The sequence below is a fragment of the Thalassococcus sp. BH17M4-6 genome, assembly GCF_049323015.1.
GTDB lineage: Bacteria > Pseudomonadota > Alphaproteobacteria > Rhodobacterales > Rhodobacteraceae > Puniceibacterium.
This window is the reverse complement of record NZ_JBMPGU010000004.1, coordinates 263,492-289,948: the sequence shown is the minus strand read 5'-3', so window position 1 is coordinate 289,948 and position 26,457 is coordinate 263,492. Positions and strand designations below refer to the sequence as shown.

Here is a 26,457-nt window from a genome sequence, read left to right as displayed (position 1 = left end):
ACGCAACACCCGTCCCCCAGCCATAGCCAGCCCTTCCTGGCCCGTTTCTGCACGACCTTCAGCCGCTCGCGCCGCCATTTCCGCGTCGCCCGCATGGCGTTCAAGCGCCGCCCGACCCACCCGACCGAAAAGGACACGCTGTGACCAAGATTTCTCTGTTGACCCTGACCGCCATCTCGATCGCGTCTCTCTCCGGCTGTGTCGAAGACACCGGCCAGATGACGCCTGCCCCCGTCGAGGGGTTCAGAACCACCTTCGACGGATCGGTGAGCGCAGCCGCCTTCGACGCCTGCCAGACCGCGATGCAAAGCCAGATCGGCGCCCCCGTCCAGGCCGTCGGCAGCGAGTTTTCGCAGGCCAACTCCGCTGTTTTCTTCCGCGTCGTCAGCAACGGCGCGCTGTGGCGCTGCCTCGTCTCGAACGATGGCCGCGGTGCGGAAGTGATGTTCATGGGCAGCGAAGGGGCAGCCTGACGTGCGCCTTTTCGCCGCCGACGGCTGTGGCGACGCGTTCGGGACGGCAAAAACCCGGTTCCGGCGCAAGGAAGGCGGCCTGTCAGGACACGTCTTGCAAGACGCGCCGCGCCCGAAAATCTCTCCCGCACCGGTCAACCGGGGAGTTGTCGTGCAGAAGGCGGAAGTCGCACGTAGGAATGGCAGCCTGAGGCGTCCCGCTGTAGTGGGATCTGTTCCGCCATGTCGAGGCCGAGGGGCACGAAGCGGCGGCGCATTTCCGGGATGAATTCGAGAGCCTCCCGATGGCGCGGCCGCGTATAGCAGGATCGTAATTGTTGGGGCGGGGCCTCGAACCGCTCGGATCCGAGGCGATAGACAGCGACGGTTCGACGGCCCCTTGCTGCAATCGTGCCAGCAGAACACGCGCGCAAATCACGACATCGGATGGGGTTTGCTCCGCGGTCGTGTTTGAGCTGGCCAAGGGCTGCCACGAAGAGGACGGACAAGGATGCCAAAGAAACCCAGGGATCGTTGCCTCGGGATCCGGGCGTTTGACCTGTCTTGGCGGCTGTTCACCCCGGACGGCCGACCGTTCGACCCGCAGTTGCGTTTATGAGAGCTTCGCAGCAAGCTCTGGCAACCGGGAGTTCACACGATCGAAGTGACGAACCGCGGGAGCGGCCCATCGACGTTCAACGTCGTCGTCGGAGTAACCTTAAGAGCAGAAGATTTTACGCATCTTTATATGAACTGGAGAAATCAATCATGAAAAAGCCGATCAAAACCATCGTTTTGGGCGCAAGCCTGCTCGGTCTTGTCGCCTGTGTCGAAGAGAGCGGTTCCCAAGCACCGCAAAGCACGCCGTCCGTCGGCAGTTCGACCGATGTGACGTCGTTTCAGGGCGCGCGCGCCGGCCAGGCCGAAGGCGGTCTGATGTCACTGGGCTACGAGCCGATCCGCAGCCAGGGTCTTACCACCTACTGGTTCAACCGCGATACCGGCGCCTGCGCCGAGATCACGACCTCGGACGGGCGTTATTCAAGAGTCGTCATGGTCCCGGCGGAAGACTGCTGACAATCGCTTGGCCACCGCCTGCACATGGATCGTTCGGATCCTCGGGGTGCTCTACCTCGTGGCGCTGACCCTGCTCCTGATCGGAACCTACGGGCTCTTCGGTCAGGAGCAAGACCCTCTGGCAGGCGTGTTCCTGATGCCGCTGGGCCTGCCTTGGGTGCTCTGGATAGGTGGCGCGGCCGATGCCTTCAAGCCATGGGTGGCCGTCGTGGCACCGACCGTGAACTTGCTTCTGCTCACCCTGATATGTCGGACCCTGAGGCGAAAAGACAAATGACAAGAGAAGGTTCATAGGGCGGCAAAGGAAAGGTGCGTCGTTGATCACGTCAGCAGCAGATGGCCTGTCCGCGACACAACAGTCCTGATACGCCGACCCGCCCCCAACGGCCCGCCTGCTCTTGTTCCTTTTAATCGAACCTGTGCACGGAGTTGAAAGATGACATTGGATATTCCGCATATGATCGCCAGCTTGATAATCATCGGCGCCGTGATCTATGGCACCAATCACCTTTCGCAATTCGATGGCATTTCGAAAGGAAAACGCTCGCTGGTGCAGTTCGTGACCCTGTTCGTGCTGCTCTTCATCCTCAACCTTGCGTGGCCGTACGGCGGGTGAGCCCGTTGTCGGTGAAGGCACCAGGCTCGACCCTCGTCGCGGCCCAGAGCACCATGCTTGAGCATGGTCGCGGCCCGGGACTGTCGCGGCCGCGGCTGCTCTGGCTGGATGCCGCACGGACGCTCGCGCTGGCGGGCATGATCGTTTTTCACCTCATACGGGATCTCGAACTCTTCGGCGTTTTGCAGGCCGGAACGACACAAAGCGGCGGTTTGGCGCTTTCGGCGCGGATCATAGCGGGATCGTTTCTTTTCTTTTCCGGAATGAGCCTGATCTTGGCGCATCAAAGCCGGTTTCGGGCCGGTGCTTACGCGAAACGGCTGCTCGTCATCGTGTTGGCCGCGCTTGGCGTCACTCTGGCGACGTTCGTGGTCTTTCCGGAGCGCTTCGTGTTCTTCGGGATTCTGCATGCGGTGGCCTTTGCCAGCCTCGCAGGGGTCGTGGTCCTGCGCGCGCCTTTCTGGCTGACGGGCGGCTTGGCACTTGGCGTCTTGGCTGTGGAACACATATGGGGCGGCGGTCTGGTGCACACACCCTGGCTCGCCTGGACAGGCTTGTCCTCCGTTGTCCCGCCGTCGCTTGACTTCATCCCTGTCGTGCCATGGATCGCGGCTTTCCTTGCGGGGATGGCGACCGCGCAGGCCTTGCAGGTTTCACAGGTTGACCTGCCCATCCCCCATAACCGGACAGTCGCTCTGCTGACCTGGCCTGGCCGACATAGCCTCGTGGTGTATCTCGTTCACCAGCCGGTTCTCATCGGCCTTGTCTGGCTTTACGTCGGCGGTCCGTTGTGATCTGCGCAGCTAACCGTCACATCGCCAAAGCCCTAGCCGCACGGGGAAAGATGGCCGCGACCTGACGGCGAAATTCTGCTTTCTCTCCGGCGATCACGCGCCTGAACGGCGCGTAAAGCGGAATGATCTGATCGTAAGTCTAAAGCGCATAGGTCACCGCGGACGCTGTTTTGTACAGATAGCCAGGGTCGTTGTCGTCGCTCCGGGAACGTTTTGCACGATTGATGGCTGACGGTCTGTGAGGAAGAGATGCATCGCGCCGCATGCAGGTACCCGCCGCGACCGGTGCGCGCTGGACCAGTCAGATACGTAGGTCAGGCGTGTACGTAGGTCAGGCATGGCCGGTGTTGCCCCGATGGGCCGTCCGCCGGGCCGCGAAAAGTTGGCGGCCCAGGTCGATTTCTTCGAAGAACTGGTGCGCCCGGTGAGCGGCAAGGTCCGCTTCGAGGACATCATCCTCGCGGTCGTCCTCGTCGTCATCAGGCAGACGTACAGGCGCAGCGGCCTCGACGAAGCGCCGGGCGACCTGCCCCGCCTCGAACCGACGCAAGAGCCCCTCCAGCCCGCCTGCGGCCTTGAAGATCGTCCGATCCTTGGGGCGGAGCGCCTGGACGAGGCGATCAAGGTCCTTGCGTCGATCATCGTGCTCCCGGTCGGCCCGGCGGGTGGCCCGGATGATCTCCGGCCGCGCCGTGGCGGTCGCCGGGTCGGACCTGCGCAGGGATTCTCGGAGATCCTCTTTGCCGCGATAGTGGGCACGGTGGGATTTGGGAGTCTTCACGTTCGGGTAATAGGTTTCCCCCGCAGGATCGTCCCCGGAGTTTTCGTCTTCGCCATCACCAAACCCTGGTGTCACCCCCCGCAGGTTCGACAATCAGTGTGACAAAACACAAGGCAGAAGCCCTTGCTTTCCTGATGTTTTTGATTTTTCAGGAAGAAAAGTTGGTGCGGTCGAGAAGACTCGAACTTCCACGGGTGTTACCCCACAGCGACCTCAACGCTGCGCGTCTACCATTCCGCCACGACCGCACGTCCTGACTTGGTGCGCCGCGTATAGACGACAGCGGATGCCTTGTGAAGGGGGAAATAAGCGAAAAACCGATGCCGTCACCAGCCGGCCGATGCACACCTCGGCGCAGGCTCAGACCGTGTCGTCCAGCGTTTCCCAAAGCCCGTCGCGCTTGCGAAACCGGCCCGTCGACAGGCGGCTGAATTCGATCGCATCCGGGTCCGTGGCATGGCGTTCGATGTTGACCTCGCTGTGGGCAATGTCCAGCAGGTTGAAATCGTTGGGCGCGCCCCGATGGCGGGTCGAAAGCCCCGTGCCCGCCTGCACCAGCAACACCGACCTTTGCGCCGTGAAGGGCGCCACCCGCCAGCTGTGCAGATGTCCGCACAGCACCACGTCCGCGCCGCAATCGCTCAGCCTGGCCAACCCCGCCTGGGACCCGCGCATGAGGCGCTTTTTCTCGTCCTTTTCGTGTTCGGGCGGGTGATGCATCATCACGATGCCCACATTTTCGTCCGAGGTTTGCGCGCTCAGGAACCGGCATGCCCGGCGCAGGCCGGAGCTGCGCAGCTTTCCCCGCTGCCAGGCCCAGGGATCGGCGGTGTTGATCCCCGCCACCGTGTAATCCGGCCCGGCCTCGCACGGCTGAAGCTCGGCAGCGATATGCTGGCGGAAGCGCGACCAGGGCCGCAAAAGCCGCACCCAGAGGTTGTCAAGCGGCGTATCATGGTTGCCAGGCACCGCCAGCACGTCCGCTTCCAGATGGTCGAAGAAGGTGCGCGCGGCGCGGAACTGGCTGTGCCGCGCCCGCTGGGTCAGGTCGCCCGACACCAGCACCAGGTCTGGCTTCAGCCCGTTCACATAGGCCAGAAGCGGGCGCAGCAGGTCCGGCCGGTCGCGACCGAAATGCAAATCCGACAGGTGCACGATCCGGCTCATGCGCCGTCCTGCGGTTCCGGGGCCAGCACCCGCAGCGCATCGGGCAGCATCTTGAACCGGAACGGCCCCGACATGACGAACCGTTCGCCATCCATCGCCACGGTCTGGCGCGGGCGCGTGGTCTCGATTTCAATCTCGTCGCTGCAGATCAGCTCGAAATCGCGGCCCGCGTTCATGCCCTTGCCGGCCAGACGCAGCGCGCGCAGCAGCAGCTGCCAGCGCGTGCAATCGGGCGCGAGATAAAGCGCAAACGCCCCGCTGCGCACGCAATCCACCCCTTCGAGCCCGAAATGTTCGAGTTGAAACGCGCTGCGCCCGACAAAGGCCAGCGGCGTCTTGGCGCGGATTTCCTTCCCGCCCACATGCACGCGCATGCGCTCGGGCACCTGGAATTTCATGAAGGTCCGCAAGACCGACCAGTGCGCGGCGATCCGGCTGCGGCCCCAGCGCTTGTAGACGCCTTCGCGTTCCTTGAGAACCTGCGGATAGATGCCAAGGCTCGCGTTGTTGAGGAACACCTGCCCGTTGACCTCGCCCACCGGAAAGGCGCGCGGCGTGCCGTTGGCAATGAGCTCGACCGCCTCTTCCAGATCCTCGGGGATGCCCAGCCCCCGGGCGACGAAGTTGAACGTGCCCAGCGGCAGGATGCCCATGACCCGACCCTTGCCTGCCATCTGCGCCGCCACGCCAGAAATCGTGCCGTCGCCGCCACCGGCGACGATGGTGCCGAATCCGTCCTTGAGCGCGCTCATGCAGGCGGCGCCAACGCCGTCTCCCTTGCTCAGCTGACGCAGTTCGAACCGTCCGGGGTAGCGGTCAAAGGCGGCGCGCAGGTGCTCCGTCACTTCGTCCTTGTCGTCGCTGCCCGATGCCGTGTTGAGCAAGACACAAATCCGGCTATTGATGGCCGGCTCCGGGGCCTTGAGCCCGTTATCACTGAAAGATTTGGTCATACCGCTCCTCGCTGGTTGGTGCGGGTTGCGACGCACATGGTCCAACGTGAGCGGAGCGGCAGTGGTTCCCGTCACCAGAGCAGTCGCGTCGCCGCACCGGCCATCAGACCGGCAAGGGCTTGCGATGCCTCGCAAAACATATTCCAAAACAAAAGGGGCAGGTCACCCTGCCCCTTTCCCGACCGATGTCTGACGCCTTATTCCGAAACGGTGAACACCGGCAGCCCGGCCGGAACCGGTGTCGCGGCCGCCGTCGGCGCTGCGGCGGAATTGCCATTCAGCATCATCGACGCGGACTGGATCAGGTCCATCCGCTCGGGCTGGCCGGGGGCAAAGACCGCCGCCTCGCCGCGCGCCTGACCGTCCAGCGCGTGCGTGTACCATGCCAGCGCCAGATCGTTGCGGTTCGTCGCCCCGAAGCCCTGGCTCAGGTGATGGCCCAGAAGTTCCGAATAGGCCGACTGACCCAGCGCCACCAGCAGCAGCGCCGACCCGACGGCGACAGTCATGTCATCGGTCTTGTAGCCCGAGGTCAGGCAGATCTTGGCGGTCGATTCCAGCTGCTCGGGCGACATGCCCGAACTCAGCACAAAGCCCGACACGCCGCGCAGCACCTCTTCGCGGCTTTGCAGCGACACCGCCGACACATGCTCTTGCAGCAGCGGCGCAAACCCCTTGCACTGCGCGGCGATCTGCGCGGGCGTGGCCCCGTCGACCTTGGCCATCAGCGCCTCGCCCTGGGCGATGGCATAGGTGCGGGTCAGGCACATCTGTTCGCTCAGCGCCAGCTCCGGGTCGGTGATGTTGGACGCGTTGATGAACCCGCCGTTGGTCGAGGTCAGCAGGTTGACCGTGTTGCAATGCGACGCCAGCGACCGCGCCGCGGTGTCGCCGCCACCAAAGAAGTTCGGGATCGCCGGAGCCGCGGCCGCCGCCTGCGGTTGCGCCTTCACCACCGGCTGGGCGGACGGCACCGGCGTACCAAGCGACGCCATCTGGGTCTTGGGCTCGGCCCCCATCTGCGGCGCAACCGGCGCCTGCGCCATCTGGGTGGTCGGCGCGTCGGACTTGGAACAGGTGCCACGAATGCAGGTGAACATCGCGGGCGTCACGTTGAACGCCTGGAAATCGTTGCGCTCGTACCCTTCGGGCGTGGAGGCGAAGACCCGCACCGAACAGCTTTGCGCGTTGCACCAGAAGGCGCTGCCGGTGACCGAGGTGTCGAGCACGTAGTCGGTCTTGCCATCACCGTTGATATCGGCCAGCTGGATGAAGCCCGAGCGCTGCACCAACTGCTCGGCCGAGGGGTCAGAGCTCTTGGCGATCTCGTTGACCGCCGCCGCCACGACGCTGGGCAATCCATAGTGTCCGCCGATCGACGCCGTCGCCGACCTGCCAACGCCGTTGATCTGTTCATCGCGGTAGACGGTCAGCAATCCCCGGACGCCCTGCGGATTGGACGCGATCAATTGCGCCGTCGTCGGCCCGCCCGATTGCGCGCGGTAATAGGACGAAATCAGGAAATCCCGTTCGTATTGCGTCAGTTGCCCGGTCGGGGAATAGCCCAGATGCGCCTGGAAGGCCGATGTGGCCGCGCGCGATTTGCGGCCCATCACGCCATCGGGCGTGCCCGCATTGAAGCCGAAATAGTTCAGCGCGGTCTGGGTTTCGCGATTGGCCTGCCGGGCAGCGGTGTTCACCGGGGATGCGGCGCGCTTCTTGGTATAGGTCTTTTTCTTGTAGACCTTCTTCGTGCTGCGCTGATTGCTGTTGGAAATGGCGCCGCCGATGATTCCGCCCACGATTCCGCCGATCAGCGCGTCGTTGGCCATGACCGGCAGCGGCGTCAGCGCAAGGCTTGTCGCCACCGCGACGCTCAGAATTCTTTTGTTCAACATATCTTATCTCCAACTGAACACGAACGGAAATGATGGCTCGACCAGGATGAATGGCGTCGTCACCCGCCCAATATCCAATGACTTTCCACCGACTCCGATTGAGCTGTCAACAAAAGATGGAATTTCACCGGGAAGTGGGTCGAATACCGGCAAAAGCCCGGTGTTGTTTTCGATTTCCGGGCCTAGATCCCGCGGGGACCGATCAGGAGGCCGCTGTGCCCGCGGCGCATCCCCCGCTCTCTTGCAGCGGGTCGCCGGTTGCGCCACAACGGCGTCTCGGGGCCGCAGATCGCACGCGCCCAAAGCCAAGGGGTCGAACCACTGGTGGACTGGATCACATCCGACGGGCTGACCGATTATGACAGCGCCGTCGCCTTCATGGAGGCGCGCGCGGCCGCCATTGCGGCAGGCACGGAAGACGAGTGCATCTGGCTCATCGAGCATCCGCCGCTTTACACCGCGGGCACCTCGGCCCGGCCCGAGGATCTGACCGACCCGGACCGCTTTCCCGTGCATGCCAGCAAGCGCGGCGGCCAGTATACCTATCATGGGCCCGGCCAGCGCGTGGCCTATGTCATGCTGGATGTCGGCAATCGCGGACGCGACGTGCGCGGCTTTGTCCGCGATCTCGAGGCCTGGGTGATCGCCGCGCTGGCGGAATTCAACGTCACCGGCCACATCCGTGACGGCCGCGTCGGCGTCTGGGTGGAACGCCCAGACAAACCGCTGTCACCGCGCGGCACCGTGCAAGACGACAAGATCGCCGCCATCGGCATCCGCCTGCGCAAATGGGTCAGCTTTCACGGCATTTCGATCAACGTCGAACCGGATCTGGAGCATTTTTCGGGCATCGTGCCCTGTGGCATCACCGAACACGGCGTCACCAGCCTGGTCGACCTCGGCCTGCCGGTGACGATGGCGGATGTGGATGTGGCACTGCGGCGCGGCTTTGCGCAGGTCTTCGGCGACTGACCTGCGCCCCCCTCTTCTTCTTGGCAAAATACCTCCAGAGAGCACGAGAGACAGCGTCTCTCGTATCGCCCCGCGGGCGATCCGCCAACGCCCCCCGACCGCGTGCCCTCTACACGGTTCCTTGACTGTCACAAAACTCTTACCCTGCGGTCGCAGATTTGTTGCTGGCGCGGCCTAGCGAAGGCCCGACACGCTGTCATCTCGCCAGATATCACGGAGACCGAGCAATGAACGACAATGATACCCGCCACCTCAGCTGGGACGAATGGGACGAACTGAAAAGCCCGCGCCCCGAGGCCACCGATTTCGACGCGGTGGTCGACCGCGCCCTGTCGCGCCGCGGCTTTCTGAGCGGCGTGCTGGCCTTCGGGTCGGGTGCCGCCGTCATGGGCACCGCATCGCTGATGGGGGCGACCAGCGCCCGGGCGCAGACCGCCGCCAGCCGCATGGGCTTCACCCCGATCCCGGCCTTCACCGACGCAACCGTGCACGTGCCCGAGGGCTACGGCTGGGCGACGCTGGCGCGCTGGGGCGATCCGCTGTTTTCCGACGCGGCCCCGTTCGACCCCGCCACCGGCATCGATCTCGCCTCGTCCGACAAGGTCTTTGGCGAAAACACCGACGGGATGGAGCTTTTCACCGTCGGCGGCCGCCAGCTCATCGCGGTGAACCACGAATACGTCAATCCAGACATCAACCTGCCGCAGACCGGCGGTGACGTGACCTCGGCCGAGGATGCGCAGAAGCTGATGAACCTGCAGGGGGTCACGGTGATGGAAGTCGCCGAAGGCGACGACGGCTGGGCCATCGTCGTGGACAGCCCCATGAACCGCCGCATTCACCACAACACGCCGATGCGCCTGTCCGGGCCCGCCGCCGGGTCCGATCTGCTCAAGACCGAGGCCGATCCAACCGGCACGAAAAGCCTGGGCACCTTCAACAACTGCGGCGCGGGCAAGACGCCCTGGGGCACCTACCTGACCTGCGAGGAAAACTTCAACGGCTACTTCGGCTCCACCGACCCCGAGGCGACCCTGCCCGAGGGATACGCCCGCTACGGCATCGGGCACGATTCGCGCTACGATTACGAAAAATTCGATGCCCGTTTCGACGTCAGCAAGAACCCCAACGAACCCCACCGGGCCGGCTACGTGGTCGAAATCGATCCCGCCGATCCCGCGTCCACCCCGGTCAAGCGCACCGCCCTGGGCCGGTTCAAGCATGAAAACGCCGCCTGTGCCCTGGCCCCCGATGGCCGTGTCGTGGTCTACATGGGCGACGACGAACGCGGCGAGTTCCTTTATAAATTCGTCTCCACCGGCACCTACAGCGCAGGCGGCGACACCTCGACCCTGCTGGACGACGGCACGCTTTACGCGGCGATCTTCAACGACGACGGCACCGGCACCTGGGCCCCGCTGACCGAAGATGCCACGGGCATGAGCACGGCTGAAATCCACGTCTTCACCCGCATGGCCGCGTCCAAGGTCGGCGCCACCACCATGGACCGCCCCGAATGGGTCGCCGTGAACCCGGTGTCGGTCGAAGGCTACTGTGCCCTGACCAACAACAAGAACCGCGGACTCAAGCCCAATGCCGGTGGCGACGAAACGCCCGTGGGTGGCCCCAACCCGCGTGAGGCCAACAAATACGGCCAGATCGTGCGTTGGTACCCTGCCGGAGACAACCACGCCTCGGATGTCTTCGAATGGGACCTTTACGTGATGGCGGGCAACCCCGAGGTGCACGACGACGCCTATGCCGGATCGGAAAACGTGAACGCGGGCAACCTGTTCAATTCGCCCGACGGCATGATGTTCGACACCCGCGGCCTTCTGTGGATCCAGACCGACGGCGACGACAGCAACGAAGGCGACTTTGCCGGCATGGGCAACAACCAGATGCTGGTGGGCGACCCGGCCTCGGGCGTGATCGAACGCTTCATGACCGGGCCGAAAGGGTCCGAGGTCACAGGCATCACCTGGTCGTCGGACCTGCGTTCGCTCTTTGCCGGGATCCAGCACCCCGACGCGCCCTTCCCCGACGGCGAAGGCGTGCTGCCGCGGTCCTCGATCGTGGTGATCAAGCGCAGCGACAATGCGATGATCGGCTGACCGACAAGGATCAGGCGGCGCGCCCCGGGGGAGAGGCCGGGGCGCGCCGCGCACCACCCGCGGCCGCGTCGGCGGCAAGCGGGGGATGGACACTCCGGCACGGAACATCAGGACCGCGCCGGAAGACCCTGTTTCCAGACCATTTTTCAGCGCTGCCGACAGCCAAAGACGTGCAACGCGATTTCGTCCCGCGCAAGGCCGCGCTGCGCCAGTTCCGCATCGCTCAGGGCGCGTAGCGCGTCCAGCTGCCGGGCAATTTCGCGGCTCCGGCGATCAAAGGGGGTGTCGAACAGTCTGCGCAGAAATCGCAGGCCCGCGGCAGGCCCGGGTCTCCGGGCAGCAGCGTCGGACAGGTCGAAATAGGCCATGTCGCTTCTCCAAATACAAATATGCCTCCGTCCCCGCAGCGAGGAGGTCTTTTCAATACCCTCACCATACATCCGAAAACGGATGACGCGAAGTCCGGTTTTCCCGACTTCGACTCAAAGCCCCGGACCGCCGGGCGAATCGTCCGAATCGCAATGGACAGCCACGCAAGCCACCCGCATTGGGACCAAGGTCGCAGGCCGGCCCCGCAAACCGGCCCGCTGCGACAATTATGTTGGCTCTGCGTCAAAACCGATCATTGCCGCTGCGCGCACATCCCCCTAAAACCGGTATAGGGAACTTTATGGGCCCGCGGCATGCCTCGCGGTTCCACAAGACACACAACAGCTGGAGGCACATATGGCAGACGCCGCCATTCACGGCCACGAACACGAGGATCAGCGCGGTTTCTTCACCCGCTGGTTCATGTCCACCAACCACAAGGACATCGGGATCCTGTATCTCATTGTCTCGGCTTTCGTCGGCTTCGTGTCGGTGGCCTTTACAGTCTACATGCGGCTCGAACTGATGGAGCCGGGTGTGCAGTACATGTGCATGGAAGGCGCGCGCATGACCGCGGCAGCCGCCGGGGAATGCACGCCCAACGGCCATCTCTGGAACGTGCTGATCACCGGCCACGGCATCCTCATGATGTTCTTCGTGGTCATTCCGGCGCTCTTCGGCGGTTTCGGCAACTATTTCATGCCGCTGCAGATCGGCGCGCCCGACATGGCGTTCCCGCGGATGAACAACCTGTCGTTCTGGCTCTATGTCGCGGGCTCCACGCTCGCCATCTGTTCGGTCTTCTCGCCCGGCGGCAACGGCCAGTTGGGCTCCGGCGTGGGCTGGGTGCTTTACCCGCCGCTGTCGGTCCGCGAAGGCGGCATGTCGATGGACCTCGCGATCTTCGCGGTGCACGTCTCGGGCGCCTCGTCGATCCTGGGGGCGATCAACATGATCACCACCTTCCTCAACATGCGCGCACCGGGCATGACCCTCTTCAAGGTGCCGCTGTTCTCGTGGTCGATCTTCGTGACCTCGTGGCTCATCCTGCTGAGCCTGCCGGTTCTGGCGGGTGCCATCACCATGCTTCTGACCGACCGTAATTTCGGGACGACCTTCTTCGATCCCGCTGGCGGCGGCGATCCGGTGCTGTACCAGCACATCCTGTGGTTCTTCGGCCATCCGGAAGTGTACATCGTGATCCTGCCGGGCTTTGGCATCATCAGCCACGTCATCGCCACCTTCAGCCGCAAGCCGGTCTTCGGCTACCTGCCCATGGTCTGGGCGCTGATCGCCATCGGCGCGCTCGGCTTCGTCGTCTGGGCACACCACATGTACACCGTGGGCATGTCGCTGACGCAGCAGTCCTACTTCATGCTGGCGACAATGGTCATCGCGGTCCCGACGGGGGTGAAAATCTTCTCGTGGATCGCGACGATGTGGGGCGGCTCGATCGAGTTCAAGACGCCGATGCTCTGGGCCTTCGGCTTCCTGTTCCTCTTCACCGTGGGCGGCGTGACCGGCATCGTGCTCAGCCAGGCCGGCATCGACCGCGCCTACCATGACACCTACTATGTCGTGGCGCACTTCCACTACGTGATGAGCCTGGGGGCCGTGTTCGCGATCTTCGCGGGGATCTACTTCTACTTCCCCAAGATGACCGGCCGGATGTACCCGGAATGGGCGGGCAAGCTGCACTTCTGGGCCTTCTTCATCGGTGCCAACATCACCTTCTTCCCGCAGCACTTCCTGGGCCGCCAGGGCATGCCGCGCCGCTACATCGACTATCCGGAGGCCTTCGCCACCTGGAACTACGTGTCGAGCTGGGGCGCCTTCCTGTCCTTCGCGTCGTTCCTGTTCTTCTTCGGCGTGATGGTCTACGCGCTGCGCTCGGGCCCCCGGGTCACGCAGAACAACCCGTGGAACGAATATGCGGACACCCTGGAATGGACCCTGCCCTCGCCGCCGCCCGAGCACACGTTCGAGCAGCTGCCCAAGCGCGAGGACTGGGACAAGGGCCACGCGCACTAGGCGGGTGCTCCTGTAGAGAAATGCAAAAGACCCCGGCTTTGTCCGGGGTCTTTTTTTGGACGCACAGCGCCCGTCCGCGGGTGGGCGCAGCGACCATGGAACGGCGTACTTTATCCCCTCGTCCCCGAAGACCCTGCGAATGTTCATAGTACATCAGCAAAGCGCCCGCCCGGGGGGCGGACGGGCGCTGCGCGGCTGCGGCCGTTGGCCGCCTCTATTCCGCGCGGATCTGCTACAGAATCGTTTCGCTTCAGCCGTCAGATCGCCATGACAAATGGCGGGGTCATTTTTTTGCCGCGCAGCGCCCCCGCCAAGCCAGCGGGCCCAGGCGGCGGCCCGTCATCAGATCGCCACCACCAGAACCAGGATCGACAGGGTCAGGAACCCGATCCCCGCCAGTTCGCGCCGGGTAATGCGTTCACGGAAAAAAAATACGCTGGCCATCAGCGAAAAGATCAGCTCCACCTGCCCCAGCGCCTGCACATAGGCCGCGGTCTGCAGCGTGAAGGCGGTGAACCACGACAGGCTTCCCGCCATCGACGTCAGCCCCAGCCATACGGCCGTGCGCCTTGCCCCCCAGACCGCGCTCAGCTGCCCCGGCTCGCGCAGCCACAGCCACAGCGCCATGGCCAGCGTCTGGCTGGTCGTCACACAAACCAGCGTCACCCCCGCCCGCACCAGCGGGTCCGGATCGCCGATCTCAAGCGACGCGCCGCGATAGCCCACCGCCGAGATTGCGAAGAAAAAGCCCGAGGCCAGCCCCAGCGCAACCGCGCGGTTACCGATCCGCTGCCACCAGTGCCCGGTCAGGCCGGGTGTGTCGGACAGCAGCAACACCCCCACCAGCCCGATGGCAATCGCGCCCCAACCAGCGAGCGACACATGCTCGCCCAGCACCACAAGGCCCACCAGCGCGGTCTGGATGACCTCGGTCTTCTTGAAGGTGATGCCAACGGCAAAGTTGCGCTGCCGGAACAGCGCCACCACGCACAGCGTCGCCAGCACCTGCCCCAGCGCGCCGCTCCAGCCATAGGCCCAGAAGGCCCATGACAGCGACGGCACCGGCACATCGCCCAGCCACAGATAGCCGCCGATCAGCAGCCACGCGGCGGGCGCCGCATAGGCAAAGCGCGCAAAGGTCGACCCGGCGGTCGACAGCGTGCCCATGCTCAGCAGCTTGTGCAGCATGAACCGCAGCGTCTGAAAGAACGCCGCCGCGACCGAGACGATGATCCAAAGCTCCATCCGCCTCTAATGGCGCGCCGTCACGGCTTTGGCCAGAGCGGATGCGCCACCGGGTCCTTGGCCCGCCAGAAATGCCGTGCAAAGACCTGCGCATAGGACCGGTAGAGATAGCCGTCGTTGCGGCTCAGATACCGGTCGCGGTTGCCGAAATAGAGCGCCGGCAGACGATACCACGGCACCTTGGGATGCATGTGATGCACCACGTGCAGGTTGTTGTTGAGAAAGATCAGCGCCAGCGGGCCACGATCCTCGATCACCACGGTGCGGCCCCGGGCCCGCTCATGCGCCTGATGCTCCAGAAAGGTGCGGATCTTCAGGATCGACAGCGCCGCATAGACGCTCAAGCCCCAGGCCCAAAGCGGCATCTGCGCCACCGCCCCCATCCACCACAGCACCAGCGCCAACGCCGGGATGTGCCACAGCCATCCCGCCAGCACACGGTGATCGCCGCCCCGGATCCTCGCGAGATCGTCGCGCATGAAGGCCAGTTGCCCCAGCACCGGCCCGACCAGCAACCGCCCCGCAAGGCAGTTGTTGAAGCCCAGCACCCGCCGCTGCGAGCGCGGCAGGGCCGCCCAGTGTTTCGGGTCAAGATAGTTGCTTTCGGGGTCGTCATAGGGATCGGTCAGGATCGCATCGACGTGATGCGCCAGATGGGTGTCGCGGAACCGCAGGTAGGGCACCGTGACCGACAGCGCCGGAAACACCAGCGCCGCATTCAGCACCGGGTTCTGCGTCGGATGCCCGTGCAGCGCCTCGTGGCTCAGCGACGCGTGCAGTGCCGTGGCCAGCGTCACCGCGATCATGGCAAGCGGCAGTGACCAAGCGACCGCCCAGGTCGTGCCCAGCATCCATGTCGCATAGCAAAGCGTCAGCAGTCCCAGCGTCGGCCATTCCACCGCGCGCCACCGTTGCCAGCCAAGGCCAACCCGTTTCGTTCCCATCGCTGTCCCGTTTCTTGTGTCTTATGACATCGCTATAGCGGGGCTAGGACCCGGTCGGACATTCCGTATCTGATTAACAAATGTCAGCATCCGTGATAATAATCACCACATGATGGAAAATATCGACAAGCGCGCCCGCGCCACGCTCTTCCGCGACCGCCTTGCCCGCGCGATGGAGCAGACCGGCACCAGCCAAAGCGCCCTTGCGCGGCAGACGCAGGTGGATCGCTCCACCATCTCGCAACTGCTCAGCGGCGACGGCGCGCGACTGCCCAATGCGCATGTGGTGGGGGGCTGCGCCGCGGCGCTTGGCGTGTCGGCGGACTGGCTGCTGGGCCTGTCGGACCGGCCCGAAAGTGCGACCGATCTCTTGGCCAACTCCCTGTCGCTGACCGAAGCGCCCCGGGCGCTGGTCGACGAACAGATCTTCGCCTGGCACCGCGAGGCGGCGGGCTACAAGATCCGCCACGTGCCCGCGGGCCTGCCGGACATGCTCAAGACCCAAGAGATGCTGCGCTGGGAATACGCGCCGCATCTGGGGCGCACCGCCGAACAGGCGATCAACGCCTCTGCCGACCGGCTGGATTGGATGCGCCGTTCGACCTCGGACTATGAAATCGCCCTGCCGCTGTACGAGCTCAGCAGCTTTGTCGAGGCGACGGGATATTACGCCGATCTGCCCGCCGCGATCCGCGCGGGCCAGATCGACCACCTCTTGCGTCTCAACGACACGCTCTATCCCCGGCTGCGGTTCTATCTCTATGACGCGCGGCGGCTCTTTTCCGCGCCGGTCACGGTCTTCGGGCCGCTGCTCGCCGTGCTCTACCTGGGCCGCAACTACGTGGCCTTCCGCGATACCGTGCGGATCGCCGCCTTTACCGATCACTTCGATCACCTGGTGCGCGAGGCGGCGGTGTCGGCCCGCGACCTGCCCACGCATCTGCGCGCGCTGCGGCAGGCGCATATGCCGGGCTAGACCTTGCCGACCTCGATCACGCCCTCTTCGGTCACCACCATGTCCAGCGGCTGATCGGTCGGCTCCAGCGGCAGGTCCGGATCCTCCTGCGCGGCATAGGCAAAGCCGATGGCCAGCGTCGCGCGGCGCGCGCGCAGCTGCTCAAGCGTGCGGTCGTAAAACCCGCCGCCATAGCCCAGGCGCCCCCCCGCGCGGGAAAACGCCACCAGCGGCACGACCAGGATTTCAGGCTCCATCAGCGCCATCTCGGCGGGCACCTGCGCGCCGAAGGTGCCGTCGACCATCGCGCCGCCGGGCACCCAACGTGCGAAGGTCAGCGGCTGGCCCTTGCCGGTGATCACCGGCACGCCCACCGGGCCATGCGCCGCCGCCTCTTCCATCGCGGCCAGCGGGTCGATCTCGGTCCGCATCGCCATGTAGCCCGCCAGCGGCACCCCGCGATACCCGGCGAGGACGCCCGACAGGGCGGAAGAGCAGCATCCGTCGTCCAGCGCATGCGCGGCCTTGCGCCGCGCAAAGGCCGCCTGCCGCGCCTGCGCCTTGCGCGCCTCCAGGCTCACAAGAGCACCAGAACGGCCAGGCCCAGAAAGGCGAAAAAGCCCACCACATCCGTCACCGTCGTCACGAAGGCCCCCGACGCCAGCGCCGGATCGACGCCGATCTTTTCCAGTACCACCGGAATCGCCGTACCCGCCAGCCCCGCCACCACCAGGTTGATCACCATGGCCGCCGCGATCACGTAACCCAGGTAGGCCGATCCGAACCAGAGGATCCCGATGATCCCCATCACCAGCGCAAAGGCCAGCCCGTTGATCAGCCCCACCATCACCTCGCGCCGGATCACCCGCCAGACATTCGACCCGGTAAGGTCCTTGGTGGCCAGCGCCCGCACCGCCACGGTCAGGCTCTGCGTGCCCGCATTGCCGCCCATGGAGGCCACGATGGGCATCAGCACCGCCAGCGCCACGACCTGTGCGATCGCCGCCTCGAACTGTGAAATCACCAACGACGCCAGCACCGCCGTCACCAGGTTCACCGCGAGCCAGGGAAACCGCTGTTTCGTCGTCTCGAAGACCGAATCCGAGAGCGAGCTTTCCTCGCCCACCCCCGCCAGGCGCAGGATGTCCTCCTCATGCTCCTCGTCCAGCACTGCCATGGCGTCGTCGATGGTGATCACCCCCACCAGACGCTCGTTCTCGTCCACCACGGGGGCCGAGATCAGGTGGTACTGGTTGAAGGCATAGGCCACGTCGCCTTCGTAGCGCGTCACCGGGATGACGTGGAACGTGTCCGACACGATCGAGCTCAGCATCACCTCGCGCCGCGACGACATCAGCGTGCCCAGCGGCACGTTGCCGATGGGCCGCAGCCGCGGATCGACCAGCACGATGTGGTAGAACTGCTCCGGCAGATCGTCGGAATTACGCAGATAATCAATGGCTTCGCCCACGTTCCAGTGTTCGGGCGCCATCACCACCTCGCGCTGCATCAGGCGGCCGGCGGAATATTCCGGATAGGTCAGCGATTGCTGCACCGCGACACGGTCGCTGTCTTCCAGCACTTCGAGGATCGCATCCTGCCGGTCCTGCTCAAGGTCCTCGAGCAGGTCGACCACGTCGTCGCTGTCAAGCTCGCGCACAGCGTCGGCCAGCACCTCGGGGTTCAGAAGCCCGATGACCTCCTCTCGGATCGATTCGTCCAGCTCGGTCAGGATCTCGCCGTCGAATTCCTTGCCGTAAAGCTTGATCAGCCGCATCCGGTCAAAGGCGTTGATCTGTTCCAGAAGGTCGGCGATGTCGGCCGCGTGCAGCGGCTCCATCAGCTCGACGAGCTTTTCGCGATCCTCGATATCCACCGCATAGAGAATCGCCGCCACCGCCCGACGGTCGAGCGCATAGGCGTCGTCGTCTTCGCGTGTGTCTTCGGGGGCCAGCGTTTCGGTCTCTTCGGTCATGCCTGGCCCTCCATACGTCGCATCCTCGCGGACCATAGAAGAAGCCTGCGCCCGTGCAACCGCCTTCGCCCACAAAATCCCTTGATCCGCCGGGCCGGCAGGTGCATGCCTCCTTCGGCATCAGATGGGGACACCGCGCGGAATGACACACGCCACGCTGCTTTTGGGGCAGACCCTGCGCTTTGCCGCCTCGCCCTTCGCCGACGGGCCGGAAGCCGCAGTTCACGACAGCCGCGGCGGCGTGCTGATCCGCGACGGGATCATTGCCGAGGTGGGCCACGGCCCCGACCTGCGCGCCGCGCATCCGCAGGCCCGGGTGGTGGATTGCGGCAATGCCCTGCTCAGCGCCGGATTCGTCGATGCCCATGCGCATTACCCGCAGACCGCGATGATCGCGAGCTGGGGCAAGCGCCTGATCGACTGGCTCAACAGCTATACCTTCCCCGAGGAGATGCGCTTTGCCGATCCCGACTACGCCGCCCGCATCGCCGCGCGGTATTTCGATTTGGTCACCGCGCACGGCACCACCACCGTCTGCTCTTTCGCCACCATTCACCCCGCCAGCGTCGATGCCTTCTTTGCCGAGGCGCAGGCGCGCGGCCTGCGGATGCTGACCGGCAAGACCTGCATGGACCGCAACGCCCCGGACGGGCTGCGGGATACCGCGCAATCGGCCCATGACGACAGCCGCGCGCTGCTTGGCCGCTGGCACGGGGTCGACCGGCTGTCTTACGTGATCACGCCGCGATTCTCGCCCACCTCGACCCCCGAACAGCTCGAAGCGCTTGGCGCACTCTGGGCCGAACACCCCGACTGCCTGATGCAGACGCATCTGAGCGAACAGACCGACGAGATCGACTGGGTGAAATCGCTCTATCCCGGGGCGCGCGATTACCTCGACACTTACGAATCCCACGGCCTGCTGGGCGCGCGCGGTCTTTACGGCCACGCGATCCATCTGGAGCCGCGCGAAAAGGACCGCCTGGCCGAGGTCGGCGCCGCCCTGGTGCACTGCCCGACCTCGAACACCTTCATCGGCTCAGGTCTCTTTGACATGGCGGGGCTGATGGCCGCGGGGCAGCGGGTCGGGCTTGCCACCGACACCGGCGGCGGGTCGTCTTTTTCGATGCTGCGCACCATGGCCGCCGCCTACGAGATCGGCCAGCTGCGCGGCACCGCCCTGCATCCGGCGCAGTTGTGGTGGCTGGCCACGCAGGGGTCGGCCCGCGCGCTGCATCTGGGCGACCGGATCGGCAACCTGGCCCCGGGGATGGAGGCTGACATCATCGCGGTCGACCTCGCCTCCACTCCCGCCATCGCGCAGCGCCACGCCGAAGCCGAGGATATTTGGGAGTCGCTTTTTCCGACGATCATGATGGGGGATGACCGGGCGATCCGCGCGGTCTGGGTGGGCGGCGCTCCGAAGACCATGGTTAACGCCGCTTAACCCTTTGATCGTACGATCAGAAGTTTCGCGCGCGAAACCTCAGCACGACCGGCCCAGCACCATCACCCAGATATCGCCCGGCGCGCGTGCGAGGCCGAATTCCTTCACCCGGCGCAGCAGCATGTTGCGGCGGTGTCCCGTGGAACCGGCCCAGGCGTTCATCACCTCATCGACGCTGGTCTGCCCCATGGCGATGTTCTCGGCCAGCTTGCAATGCTTGTAGCCCACCCGCCGGGCACGCTGACGCAGGCCCGACCCGTCCTTGCCACGGTGCGAGAAATAGTTCTGCCGCGCCATATCGTCGGCATGGTTCTGCGCCATTTGCTGCAGCTTTGCCGACATCTGAAGCGCGGCGCGGCCCTGCCCCGCCCGGAACCCGTTCAGCATCTCGGTGGCGCCGGGAATCGGGTCTGCGCGCACCACCGACGCCAGCATCAGAATCACAATACACAACAACCGCATGGCAGGCTCCTGTCCTATCCGGGTCAGAAAATCTCGCGGTGACGGTACTCAATTTGCCAGACGATGCGCCAGCCTGTTTTGCGCGGATACGGTTTTGGGCAGATCGATGCTCAGGATCGCGCCGTCGCGGACGATCTGCCGCCCTTCGACCAGCAGGTGGCGCACCTTCATCGGACCCGCCAGCAGCATCGCCGCGGGGTCCCAGCTGCCTGCGCTGTCGATGCCGGTGACATCCCACAGCGCAAGGTCGGCGCGCTTTCCCACCGCCACCTGCCCGCAGTCGTCGCGGCCCAGCACCTGCGCCCCGCCGCGCGTCGCGATCCAAAGCGCCTCTCGCGCGCTCATGGCATCGGCCCCCCGGCTCACCCGTTGCAAGAGCATGGCCTGGCGCGCCTCGGCCACCAGGTTGCCGGTGTCGTTGCTGGCCGATCCGTCCACGCCCAGGCCCACCCGCACGCCCGCGTCGCGCATCGCGCGCACCGGGGCGATGCCCGACCCAAGGCGGCAGTTCGAACAGGGGCAATGCGCCACGCCGGTCCGGGTTCTGGCAAAAAGATCAATCTCTTGCGTGTCGAGCTTTACGCAATGCGCATGCCAGACATCGTCGCCGGTCCAGCCCAGATCCTCGGCATATTGTCCCGGGCGGCAGCCGAACTTTTCCAGGCTATAGGCGATATCCTCGTCGTTTTCGGCCAGATGGGTGTGCAGCATCACGCCCTTGTCGCGGGCCAGACGTGCCGCGTCGCGCATCAGCTCGCGGCTCACGGAAAACGGCGAACAGGGGGCAACCCCCACCCGCAGCATCGCGCCGTCCGAGGGGTCGTGGAAGGCGTCGATGACCCGGATGCAATCCTCGAGGATCGCGGCCTCTTTCTCGACCAGGCTGTCGGGCGGCAGGCCGCCGTCGCTTTCACCAATGCTCATCGCGCCGCGCGTCGGATGAAACCGCAGTCCGATGTCGCGCGCGGCGGCGATGCTGTCATCCAGCCGCGCGCCATTGGGATAAAGGTAAAGATGATCGGATGTCAGCGTGCAGCCCGACAGCGCCAGTTCCGCAAGGCCGGTCAGGGTCGAGGTATAGATTTCTTCGGGGCCGAAGCGCGCCCAGATCGGGTAGAGCGTCTGCAGCCAGCCGAAAAGCAGAGCGTCCTGCCCGCCCGGCACCGCGCGGGTCAGGCTTTGGTAAAGGTGGTGATGGGTGTTCACCAGCCCCGGCGTCACGACGCATCCCGACGCCTCGATCACCTCGGGCCCTGCGGGCAGGTCGCGGCCGATTTCGGCAATGACGCCGTCGCGGACGTGAATGTCCACATCGGTCAGTTCGCGGCTGTCGTCGTCCATGGTCAGGACGGTGCGCGCATTTCGGATCAGAAAGTCGGACATCGCAGTCTCCACACACCAGCTTGCGCCCTTTTCGGTGTGAAGTCTGCCGCCGGACGACAGAAAAGGGTCGAAGGACTCGTCCGGCGCGCCGTGTGTAGCGTGCTGGTGCCTGTTTGTCAGCCCCGAAGTCGCGCCAGTGCCGCCGCATGCAGCGCCGGGGTGGCGGCGGCAAGCGCGCGCCCGCCGTCATGCGCGGGCCCGCCCTGCCAGTCGGTGACGATGCCGCCTGCCGCCTCGATCACCGCGATGGGCGCCTGGATGTCGTAGGCGTTCAGCCCCGCCTCGATCACCAGATCGACCTGCCCCATCGCCAAGAGCGCATAGGCGTAACAATCCACGCCGTAACGAGTCAGCCGCACCTCGGCGGCCACCCGTTCAAAGGCGCGGCGGTCATCGGGGGTGCCAACCTCGGGGAAGGTGGTGAACAGCACCGCGTCCTCAAGGGTCTGCGTTTGACGGGTGCGCAGCGCGCCGCCACCCTGCGGCCCGGTCCAGGCCGCCTGCCCCACCCCGCCGACAAAGCGTTCACCGATATAGGGCTGGTCGACGATGCCCAGAAACGGCCCGTTCGCATCGGACAGCGCGATCAGCACGCCCCAGGTGGGCGTACCGCTGATGAAACCGCGCGTGCCGTCGATGGGGTCAAGCACCCAGGTCAGACCGCTGCTGCCGGGCTGGTGGCCGAATTCCTCGCCCAGGATACCATCGTCGGGGCGGTCGGCGGCAAGGATATCGCGCATCGCCTCTTCGGCGGCGCGGTCCGCGACCGTCACCGGATCAAAGCCATCGGCCAGCTTGTTGTCGGCGGAGAGCCCGATGGCACGGAAATGCGGCAGGATCGCCGCGCGTGCCGCATCGGCAAGGCGGTGCGCAGTGCGCAGCGCGTCGGCTGCATCGCTGTCCGAAAGGCGTGTCATCCCGGGCTCCTGCTGCTGGCACCTAAGGCCTGCTAGCGCGGACCGGGATCAGGCTCAAGCCACGTCCGACAGGACCCGGGCCAGTTCAAAGAGGCGGCGCCGCTGGTTTTCCGGAATGGCATAGTAGGACCGCACCAGATCCAGCGCTTCCTTGTCGCCCATGAGATCGGCGGGCACCGCCTCGTTCTGGGCCTCTTGCGCGACCTTTTCCTCGATCCCTTCGAAGAAGAAGCTGACCGGCACATCAAGCGCCTCGGCGATGTCCCAAAGCCGCGAGGCGCTGACGCGGTTCGCACCGGTTTCGTATTTCTGGATCTGCTGGAACTTGATGCCCACGCGTTCCGCCAGCTGCTGCTGGGTCATCGCAACCAGCCACCGGCGGTGGCGGATGCGCTTGCCGACGTGTACGTCTACATGGTGGGTCATCGCGTATATCCTTCAGATGCAACTGGTCATCGGGCACATCCACATTACCATAGCGACAACTTGCGTTGACCGGTCCCGTGCCCCGTGTGTGAGCGGAAGCTACATCGGATATGTCAAGGGACGCAAGAAAATACATACCCAGACGCTGAATCGGTCGCGACCGATTCCCCCATAAGGCGAGTTTTGCGGGCCGTTTGCACCAGCCCGGCTCGCGTCAAGGACGGCCTCTAACGATTTGACTCCATGTCGCTCTGCCGCCTTACTGCCGAAGTCCCAAGACGGAGAATGCCATGCGCGCCTTTCAGGTTTCCAACCACGACCAACCACCCGTTCTTGCTGACGTTCCGGTGCCTGAACCGGGCCCGGGACAGATTCGCGTGGCGATCAAGGCCTGCGGTCTGAACTTCGCCGACCTGCTGATGCAGTCGGGCACGTATCAGGACACGCCGCCCCTGCCCTTCACGCTTGGAATGGAGGTGGCGGGCACCGTCGATGCGCTTGGCGAGGGTGTCACAGATTATAGCAAAGGTGATCGGGTCGCGGTCTTTGGCGGCCAGGGCGGGCTGGCCGAGATGGGCTGTTTCGATGCGGTCCGCGCGGTGAAACTGCCCGACGGCATGGACATGACGGCCGCCGCAGCCTTTCAGATCGCCTATGGCACCAGCCACGTGGCGCTGGAGCATCGCGCGCGGCTGCAGCAGGGGGAAAACCTGCTGGTGCTGGGGGCCGCGGGCGGTGTCGGGCTGACGGCGGTCGAGATCGGCAAGCTGATGGGCGCCAAGGTCATCGCCTGCGCGCGCGGGATGGACAAGCTCGAGGCGGCCAAGGCGGCGGGGGCCGATCACCTGATCGACGCCCGTACCGAGGATATCCGCGAGGCGGTGCGCGCGCTTGGCGGCGCCGACGTGGTCTATGACCCGGTGGGGGGCGAACAGTTCACCGCCGCATTCCGCGCCTGCCGCCCCGAGGCACGCATCCTGCCCATCGGATTTGCCAGCGGCGAGGTGCCGCAGATCAAGGCCAATCACCTGCTGGTCAAGAACATCTCGGTCCTCGGTGTATACTGGGGCGGCTATCTGAGTTTCCGCCCCGAGGTGCTGACCGGCAGTCTGGCGACGCTGATGGACTGGCATCAGGCCGGACGGATCAAACCGCACGTGAGCCATGTGCTGCCGCTTGAGCAGGCGGCGGAGGGGATGGACCTGCTGCGGTCGCGCAAGTCCACCGGCAAGGTGGTGATCACGATCGACTGACCGCGGCCGCGTTAGAGCGCGGCGAACCCGCTGCGCACCATGTCGGCCAGCGCCCGCACCGGTTCGCCCTTGGCCTGATCTGCGTGCAGGTTGATCTTCATCGTGCCCAGATCGGGCAGCGCATCGCCGGTGTCGATGGCCACCAGCTGCGGCGGCGCGTGCCCTTCGAGCAGGGCCACGACGCCCAGATCGGCGCTCACCGTCGCCTCGATGCTGCGGTCGCTGTCGGAATCGATCACCTGGAACCACGGGATCGCCGCCGCATCCAGCCGCCGGATCACCGCCGGGCGGAAGGCGCAGATGCGGGCCTGCGCGTAGGGCAGCGGGCGCTGCTTCCAGGCGCTGCCGCCGGGTGCGCCATGCCAGCGCAGCGGCGTTTCATGCAGGGTCTCGCCGTGGCTTTCCTCTTCCGTCGTCAGGATGATGTCGACCTCGCCCCGGCCATAACGCTGGAGCAGTTGCAGCGTGTTCGACGTGGTCAGATGCACCTGCATGCGCGGAAAGCTGGCGTGAAAGGTCTGCAGGACCCGGGGCACGACGGGGTAAAGAATATCCTCGGGCACACCGAAGTGAATCTCTCCCTCAAAGGCCTGATCGGTCAGCCGGGCGTAGATTTCATCGTTGAGGCTGACCATCCGGCGGGCATAGGTCAACAGCTGCTCGCCCGCCGCGGTCAGCGCGACCCCACGGCCCGAGCGTTCCAGAAGTTGCAGGTCAAGCGCCTCTTCGAGCCGTTTGAGCTGCATCGACACCGCCGATTGGGTCAGATTCAGAAAGCCCGAGGCGCGGGTCACGCCGCCGGAATCGGCGACCGCGACGAAGGACCGCAGCGTGGTGACGTCGAGATTTCGCATTCATCACTCCCCGTGATGGCAGAGGTCAATAACATTCGTTTCACATATAGATCACAGGCAGCCATATTCATCAACAACGAAGATACCAAGCACTCTAAGCATCACGAAGCCTGAAGGAGATCATCCATGGCCTATATCCAGTCACATGCCCCCAGCCACAGCCCGCGCCGCCGTGGCGGTATTTTGGCGACCCTGCTGAACTTTGCCGCTCTGGCCCGCCAGCGGCGCCAGTTGGCAGCACTTGATCCACATCTGCGCCGCGACCTTGGCCTGAGCGATCACGACATCCGCCGCGAAACCGCGCGCGGCTTCTGGGATGCCCCGGCCACCTGGCACGACTGATCTCCGATACGCCTGCGCCACGCGGCGCCGGACAGCCCCGGCGTCGCGTGATTGGCAACAGTGTGTTCAGAGGCGGCGAAACACCGCAAAAAGCGTCGATTCCCGCGCAAATCCTGACGGAAAAGGTTGAAAATGCGCCCCCGTCTGCCAATATCTTGCCCATAGGTCGGTATTCCCGATACGCATGGTTATTTCGGAGGCTTCAATGGCTGAATACAATACGATCCGGACGGGTGCCGCAGGCGCGCGCACCGCCCAGATTGATGAGGGTCTGCGCACCCATATGAACAAGGTCTACAGCACCATGTCCATTGGCATGCTGCTGACATTCGCCGTGGCCTGGGCGGTGGGCACCAGCCCTGAACTGCTGTCCGTCTTCCGCGATCCCGCAACGCTGCAGCCCAACATCTTGGGCTGGATCGTCATGTTCGCACCGCTGATCATGGTTTTTGCCTTCGGCGCGATGATCAACAAGCTGTCCGCCGCCGGCGCGCAGACGTTCTTTTACGCCTTCGCCGCCGTCATGGGCCTGAGCCTGAGCTGGATCTTCGTGGCCTTCACCGGCTTCTCGATCGCGCAGGTGTTCCTGGTGACCTCGATCGCCTTCGCGGGCCTGTCGCTCTGGGGCTACACCACGAAAAAGGACATTTCCGGCTGGGGATCGTTCCTGATCATGGGCGTCATCGGCCTGATCGTGGCGTCGATCATCAACATCTTCCTCGGGTCGCCCGCGATTATGTTCGCGATCTCGATCCTCGGTGTGCTGATCTTTGCGGGCCTCACCGCCTATGACACGCAGAAGATCAAGAACACCTACCTGGAGCATGCCGCGCATGGTGACAGCGAATGGCTGGGCAAGGCCGCCATCATGGGCGCGCTGAACCTGTACCTCGACTTCATCAACATGTTCATGTTCCTGCTGCAATTGCTCGGCAACCGCGAATAAGCGGAACGCATGTTCAAAGCCAAAGGGCCGGTCCTCGTGACCGGCCCTTTTTCGTTGCGCAACGACGAACGCGCCCATAACGTC

27 protein-coding genes and 1 tRNA gene are annotated in these 26,457 nt (G+C 64.9%); 13 read left to right on the top strand and 15 right to left on the bottom strand.

Features of this window, described 5'->3' with window-relative positions:
• Positions 1-140 precede the first annotated feature (140 nt).
• The 5 genes from ACOXXX_RS08295 (at position 141) to ACOXXX_RS08275 (ending at position 2,939) form a co-directional block, all read left to right on the top strand.
• A complete protein-coding gene (locus tag ACOXXX_RS08295) occupies positions 141-473 on the top strand; it encodes a hypothetical protein (RefSeq protein WP_422826092.1) in 333 nt (110 codons plus the stop codon).
• Between the two features lie 747 nt (positions 474-1,220).
• Positions 1,221-1,529: a hypothetical protein gene (locus tag ACOXXX_RS08290; RefSeq protein WP_422826091.1), complete on the top strand. Its 309-nt coding sequence runs from the start codon at positions 1,221-1,223 to the stop codon at positions 1,527-1,529.
• A gap of 7 nt (positions 1,530-1,536) precedes the next feature.
• The gene (locus tag ACOXXX_RS08285; protein ID WP_422826090.1) at positions 1,537-1,806 is read left to right on the top strand and encodes a hypothetical protein; all 270 of its coding nucleotides are present in this window, start codon (positions 1,537-1,539) and stop codon (positions 1,804-1,806) included.
• A 159-nt stretch (positions 1,807-1,965) separates the two neighbouring features.
• Positions 1,966-2,145, top strand: coding sequence for a hypothetical protein (locus ACOXXX_RS08280; protein ID WP_422826089.1), 180 nt, complete (start codon positions 1,966-1,968; stop codon positions 2,143-2,145).
• 11 nt (positions 2,146-2,156) lie between these two features.
• A complete protein-coding gene (locus tag ACOXXX_RS08275) occupies positions 2,157-2,939 on the top strand; it encodes a heparan-alpha-glucosaminide N-acetyltransferase (protein ID WP_422826173.1) in 783 nt (260 codons plus the stop codon).
• Positions 2,940-3,270: 331 nt separating this feature from the next.
• On the opposite strand, the gene ACOXXX_RS08270 is transcribed toward ACOXXX_RS08275, so the two are convergent.
• The 5 genes from ACOXXX_RS08270 to ACOXXX_RS08250 form a co-directional block, all read right to left on the bottom strand.
• The gene (locus ACOXXX_RS08270) at positions 3,271-3,813 is read right to left on the bottom strand and encodes a hypothetical protein (RefSeq protein ID WP_422826088.1); all 543 of its coding nucleotides are present in this window, start codon (positions 3,811-3,813) and stop codon (positions 3,271-3,273) included.
• A 69-nt stretch (positions 3,814-3,882) separates the two neighbouring features.
• Positions 3,883-3,968, bottom strand: a tRNA-Leu gene (locus ACOXXX_RS08265).
• Between the two features lie 112 nt (positions 3,969-4,080).
• Positions 4,081-4,887, bottom strand: a complete 807-nt coding sequence (locus ACOXXX_RS08260; RefSeq protein ID WP_422826087.1) for a metallophosphoesterase family protein — start codon at positions 4,885-4,887, stop codon at positions 4,081-4,083.
• Positions 4,884-5,840 (bottom strand): diacylglycerol/lipid kinase family protein, encoded by a 957-nt coding sequence (locus ACOXXX_RS08255; protein WP_422826086.1) that lies wholly within the window; start codon positions 5,838-5,840, stop codon positions 4,884-4,886. The genes ACOXXX_RS08260 and ACOXXX_RS08255 overlap by 4 nt, the downstream gene beginning before the upstream one ends.
• 197 nt (positions 5,841-6,037) lie before the next feature.
• Entirely contained in the window at positions 6,038-7,738 is a 1,701-nt protein-coding gene (locus ACOXXX_RS08250) for a peptidoglycan-binding domain-containing protein (RefSeq protein ID WP_422826085.1), read from the bottom strand.
• A gap of 288 nt (positions 7,739-8,026) precedes the next feature.
• Between ACOXXX_RS08250 and lipB the strand changes: the two genes are divergently transcribed.
• The gene (gene lipB, locus ACOXXX_RS08245; RefSeq protein WP_422826172.1) at positions 8,027-8,710 is read left to right on the top strand and encodes a lipoyl(octanoyl) transferase LipB; all 684 of its coding nucleotides are present in this window, start codon (positions 8,027-8,029) and stop codon (positions 8,708-8,710) included.
• A gap of 227 nt (positions 8,711-8,937) precedes the next feature.
• Positions 8,938-10,824: a PhoX family protein gene (locus ACOXXX_RS08240; RefSeq protein ID WP_422826084.1), complete on the top strand. Its 1,887-nt coding sequence runs from the start codon at positions 8,938-8,940 to the stop codon at positions 10,822-10,824.
• Between the two features lie 146 nt (positions 10,825-10,970).
• On the opposite strand, the gene ACOXXX_RS08235 is transcribed toward ACOXXX_RS08240, so the two are convergent.
• Entirely contained in the window at positions 10,971-11,192 is a 222-nt protein-coding gene (locus ACOXXX_RS08235; protein WP_422826083.1) for a hypothetical protein, read from the bottom strand.
• A 358-nt stretch (positions 11,193-11,550) separates the two neighbouring features.
• On the opposite strand from ACOXXX_RS08235, the gene ctaD reads away from it, so the two are divergent.
• Positions 11,551-13,224 (top strand): cytochrome c oxidase subunit I, encoded by a 1,674-nt coding sequence (gene ctaD, locus ACOXXX_RS08230; protein ID WP_422826082.1) that lies wholly within the window; start codon positions 11,551-11,553, stop codon positions 13,222-13,224.
• A 342-nt stretch (positions 13,225-13,566) separates the two neighbouring features.
• Here the strand turns inward: ctaD and ACOXXX_RS08225 are convergent, their stop codons facing one another.
• Together ACOXXX_RS08225 and ACOXXX_RS08220 are read right to left on the bottom strand one after the other, a co-directional pair.
• Entirely contained in the window at positions 13,567-14,469 is a 903-nt protein-coding gene (locus ACOXXX_RS08225) for an EamA family transporter (RefSeq protein WP_422826081.1), read from the bottom strand.
• A 20-nt stretch (positions 14,470-14,489) separates the two neighbouring features.
• Positions 14,490-15,413 (bottom strand): fatty acid desaturase, encoded by a 924-nt coding sequence (locus ACOXXX_RS08220; RefSeq protein WP_422826080.1) that lies wholly within the window; start codon positions 15,411-15,413, stop codon positions 14,490-14,492.
• A gap of 109 nt (positions 15,414-15,522) precedes the next feature.
• On the opposite strand from ACOXXX_RS08220, the gene ACOXXX_RS08215 reads away from it, so the two are divergent.
• Positions 15,523-16,389: a helix-turn-helix domain-containing protein gene (locus ACOXXX_RS08215; protein WP_422826079.1), complete on the top strand. Its 867-nt coding sequence runs from the start codon at positions 15,523-15,525 to the stop codon at positions 16,387-16,389.
• Here the strand turns inward: ACOXXX_RS08215 and ACOXXX_RS08210 are convergent.
• Both ACOXXX_RS08210 and mgtE read right to left on the bottom strand, forming a co-directional pair.
• Positions 16,386-16,949: a 5-formyltetrahydrofolate cyclo-ligase gene (locus ACOXXX_RS08210; RefSeq protein ID WP_422826078.1), complete on the bottom strand. Its 564-nt coding sequence runs from the start codon at positions 16,947-16,949 to the stop codon at positions 16,386-16,388. The two genes, ACOXXX_RS08215 and ACOXXX_RS08210, sit on opposite strands and share 4 nt — an antisense overlap.
• Positions 16,946-18,343 carry a magnesium transporter gene (gene mgtE / locus ACOXXX_RS08205; protein ID WP_422826077.1) on the bottom strand — a complete coding sequence of 466 codons (1,398 nt, stop codon included), beginning with the start codon at positions 18,341-18,343 and terminating at the stop codon, positions 16,946-16,948. The genes ACOXXX_RS08210 and mgtE overlap by 4 nt, the downstream gene beginning before the upstream one ends.
• A gap of 142 nt (positions 18,344-18,485) precedes the next feature.
• Between mgtE and guaD the strand changes: the two genes are divergently transcribed.
• Complete coding sequence (gene guaD / locus ACOXXX_RS08200) at positions 18,486-19,790, top strand: guanine deaminase (protein WP_422826076.1); 1,305 nt, start codon at positions 18,486-18,488, stop codon at positions 19,788-19,790.
• A 39-nt stretch (positions 19,791-19,829) separates the two neighbouring features.
• Here guaD and ACOXXX_RS08195 read toward each other — a convergent pair whose 3' ends face one another.
• The 4 genes from ACOXXX_RS08195 to ACOXXX_RS08180 all read right to left on the bottom strand — a co-directional run bounded on the left by ACOXXX_RS08195 (position 19,830) and on the right by ACOXXX_RS08180 (position 22,978).
• Positions 19,830-20,252, bottom strand: coding sequence for a CAP domain-containing protein (locus tag ACOXXX_RS08195; protein ID WP_422826075.1), 423 nt, complete (start codon positions 20,250-20,252; stop codon positions 19,830-19,832).
• 48 nt (positions 20,253-20,300) lie between these two features.
• Positions 20,301-21,635 carry an 8-oxoguanine deaminase gene (locus tag ACOXXX_RS08190; protein ID WP_422826074.1) on the bottom strand — a complete coding sequence of 445 codons (1,335 nt, stop codon included), beginning with the start codon at positions 21,633-21,635 and terminating at the stop codon, positions 20,301-20,303.
• Positions 21,636-21,751: 116 nt separating this feature from the next.
• A complete protein-coding gene (hisN, locus tag ACOXXX_RS08185) occupies positions 21,752-22,552 on the bottom strand; it encodes a histidinol-phosphatase (RefSeq protein WP_422826073.1) in 801 nt (266 codons plus the stop codon).
• A 54-nt stretch (positions 22,553-22,606) separates the two neighbouring features.
• Entirely contained in the window at positions 22,607-22,978 is a 372-nt protein-coding gene (locus tag ACOXXX_RS08180) for a helix-turn-helix domain-containing protein (protein WP_422826072.1), read from the bottom strand.
• A gap of 290 nt (positions 22,979-23,268) precedes the next feature.
• Here ACOXXX_RS08180 and ACOXXX_RS08175 point away from each other — a divergent pair, with 290 nt between their 5' ends.
• Positions 23,269-24,231, top strand: a complete 963-nt coding sequence (locus tag ACOXXX_RS08175; RefSeq protein ID WP_422826071.1) for an NADPH:quinone oxidoreductase family protein — start codon at positions 23,269-23,271, stop codon at positions 24,229-24,231.
• A gap of 11 nt (positions 24,232-24,242) precedes the next feature.
• On the opposite strand, the gene ACOXXX_RS08170 is transcribed toward ACOXXX_RS08175, so the two are convergent.
• On the bottom strand, positions 24,243-25,085 hold the full coding sequence (locus ACOXXX_RS08170; RefSeq protein ID WP_422826070.1) for a LysR family transcriptional regulator: 843 nt from the start codon (positions 25,083-25,085) through the stop codon (positions 24,243-24,245).
• 126 nt (positions 25,086-25,211) lie between these two features.
• On the opposite strand from ACOXXX_RS08170, the gene ACOXXX_RS08165 reads away from it, so the two are divergent.
• Together ACOXXX_RS08165 and ACOXXX_RS08160 are read left to right on the top strand one after the other, a co-directional pair.
• The gene (locus ACOXXX_RS08165) at positions 25,212-25,427 is read left to right on the top strand and encodes a DUF1127 domain-containing protein (protein WP_422826069.1); all 216 of its coding nucleotides are present in this window, start codon (positions 25,212-25,214) and stop codon (positions 25,425-25,427) included.
• A gap of 205 nt (positions 25,428-25,632) precedes the next feature.
• Entirely contained in the window at positions 25,633-26,373 is a 741-nt protein-coding gene (locus ACOXXX_RS08160) for a Bax inhibitor-1/YccA family protein (RefSeq protein WP_422826068.1), read from the top strand.
• Positions 26,374-26,457: the final 84 nt, after the last annotated feature.

What these genes read in the sequence shown, in the direction of transcription:
- ACOXXX_RS08235 (WP_422826083.1), bottom strand. Translation starts at nt 11,192, where the DNA reads ATGGCCTATTTCGACCTGTCCGACGCTGCTGCCCGGAGACCCGGGCCT.
- ACOXXX_RS08195 (WP_422826075.1), bottom strand. Translation starts at nt 20,252, where the DNA reads ATGCGGTTGTTGTGTATTGTGATTCTGATGCTGGCGTCGGTGGTGCGC.
- ACOXXX_RS08225 (WP_422826081.1), bottom strand. Translation starts at nt 14,469, where the DNA reads ATGGAGCTTTGGATCATCGTCTCGGTCGCGGCGGCGTTCTTTCAGACG.
- mgtE (WP_422826077.1), bottom strand. Translation starts at nt 18,343, where the DNA reads ATGACCGAAGAGACCGAAACGCTGGCCCCCGAAGACACACGCGAAGAC.
- hisN (WP_422826073.1), bottom strand. Translation starts at nt 22,552, where the DNA reads ATGACACGCCTTTCGGACAGCGATGCAGCCGACGCGCTGCGCACTGCG.
- ACOXXX_RS08220 (WP_422826080.1), bottom strand. Translation starts at nt 15,413, where the DNA reads ATGGGAACGAAACGGGTTGGCCTTGGCTGGCAACGGTGGCGCGCGGTG.
- ACOXXX_RS08240 (WP_422826084.1), top strand. Translation starts at nt 8,938, where the DNA reads ATGAACGACAATGATACCCGCCACCTCAGCTGGGACGAATGGGACGAA.
- ctaD (WP_422826082.1), top strand. Translation starts at nt 11,551, where the DNA reads ATGGCAGACGCCGCCATTCACGGCCACGAACACGAGGATCAGCGCGGT.
- ACOXXX_RS08260 (WP_422826087.1), bottom strand. Translation starts at nt 4,887, where the DNA reads ATGAGCCGGATCGTGCACCTGTCGGATTTGCATTTCGGTCGCGACCGG.
- ACOXXX_RS08165 (WP_422826069.1), top strand. Translation starts at nt 25,212, where the DNA reads ATGGCCTATATCCAGTCACATGCCCCCAGCCACAGCCCGCGCCGCCGT.
- ACOXXX_RS08290 (WP_422826091.1), top strand. Translation starts at nt 1,221, where the DNA reads ATGAAAAAGCCGATCAAAACCATCGTTTTGGGCGCAAGCCTGCTCGGT.
- ACOXXX_RS08175 (WP_422826071.1), top strand. Translation starts at nt 23,269, where the DNA reads ATGCGCGCCTTTCAGGTTTCCAACCACGACCAACCACCCGTTCTTGCT.
- ACOXXX_RS08215 (WP_422826079.1), top strand. Translation starts at nt 15,523, where the DNA reads ATGATGGAAAATATCGACAAGCGCGCCCGCGCCACGCTCTTCCGCGAC.
- ACOXXX_RS08180 (WP_422826072.1), bottom strand. Translation starts at nt 22,978, where the DNA reads ATGACCCACCATGTAGACGTACACGTCGGCAAGCGCATCCGCCACCGC.
- ACOXXX_RS08250 (WP_422826085.1), bottom strand. Translation starts at nt 7,738, where the DNA reads ATGTTGAACAAAAGAATTCTGAGCGTCGCGGTGGCGACAAGCCTTGCG.
- ACOXXX_RS08160 (WP_422826068.1), top strand. Translation starts at nt 25,633, where the DNA reads ATGGCTGAATACAATACGATCCGGACGGGTGCCGCAGGCGCGCGCACC.
- guaD (WP_422826076.1), top strand. Translation starts at nt 18,486, where the DNA reads ATGACACACGCCACGCTGCTTTTGGGGCAGACCCTGCGCTTTGCCGCC.
- ACOXXX_RS08170 (WP_422826070.1), bottom strand. Translation starts at nt 25,085, where the DNA reads ATGCGAAATCTCGACGTCACCACGCTGCGGTCCTTCGTCGCGGTCGCC.
- ACOXXX_RS08190 (WP_422826074.1), bottom strand. Translation starts at nt 21,635, where the DNA reads ATGTCCGACTTTCTGATCCGAAATGCGCGCACCGTCCTGACCATGGAC.
- ACOXXX_RS08255 (WP_422826086.1), bottom strand. Translation starts at nt 5,840, where the DNA reads ATGACCAAATCTTTCAGTGATAACGGGCTCAAGGCCCCGGAGCCGGCC.
- ACOXXX_RS08280 (WP_422826089.1), top strand. Translation starts at nt 1,966, where the DNA reads ATGACATTGGATATTCCGCATATGATCGCCAGCTTGATAATCATCGGC.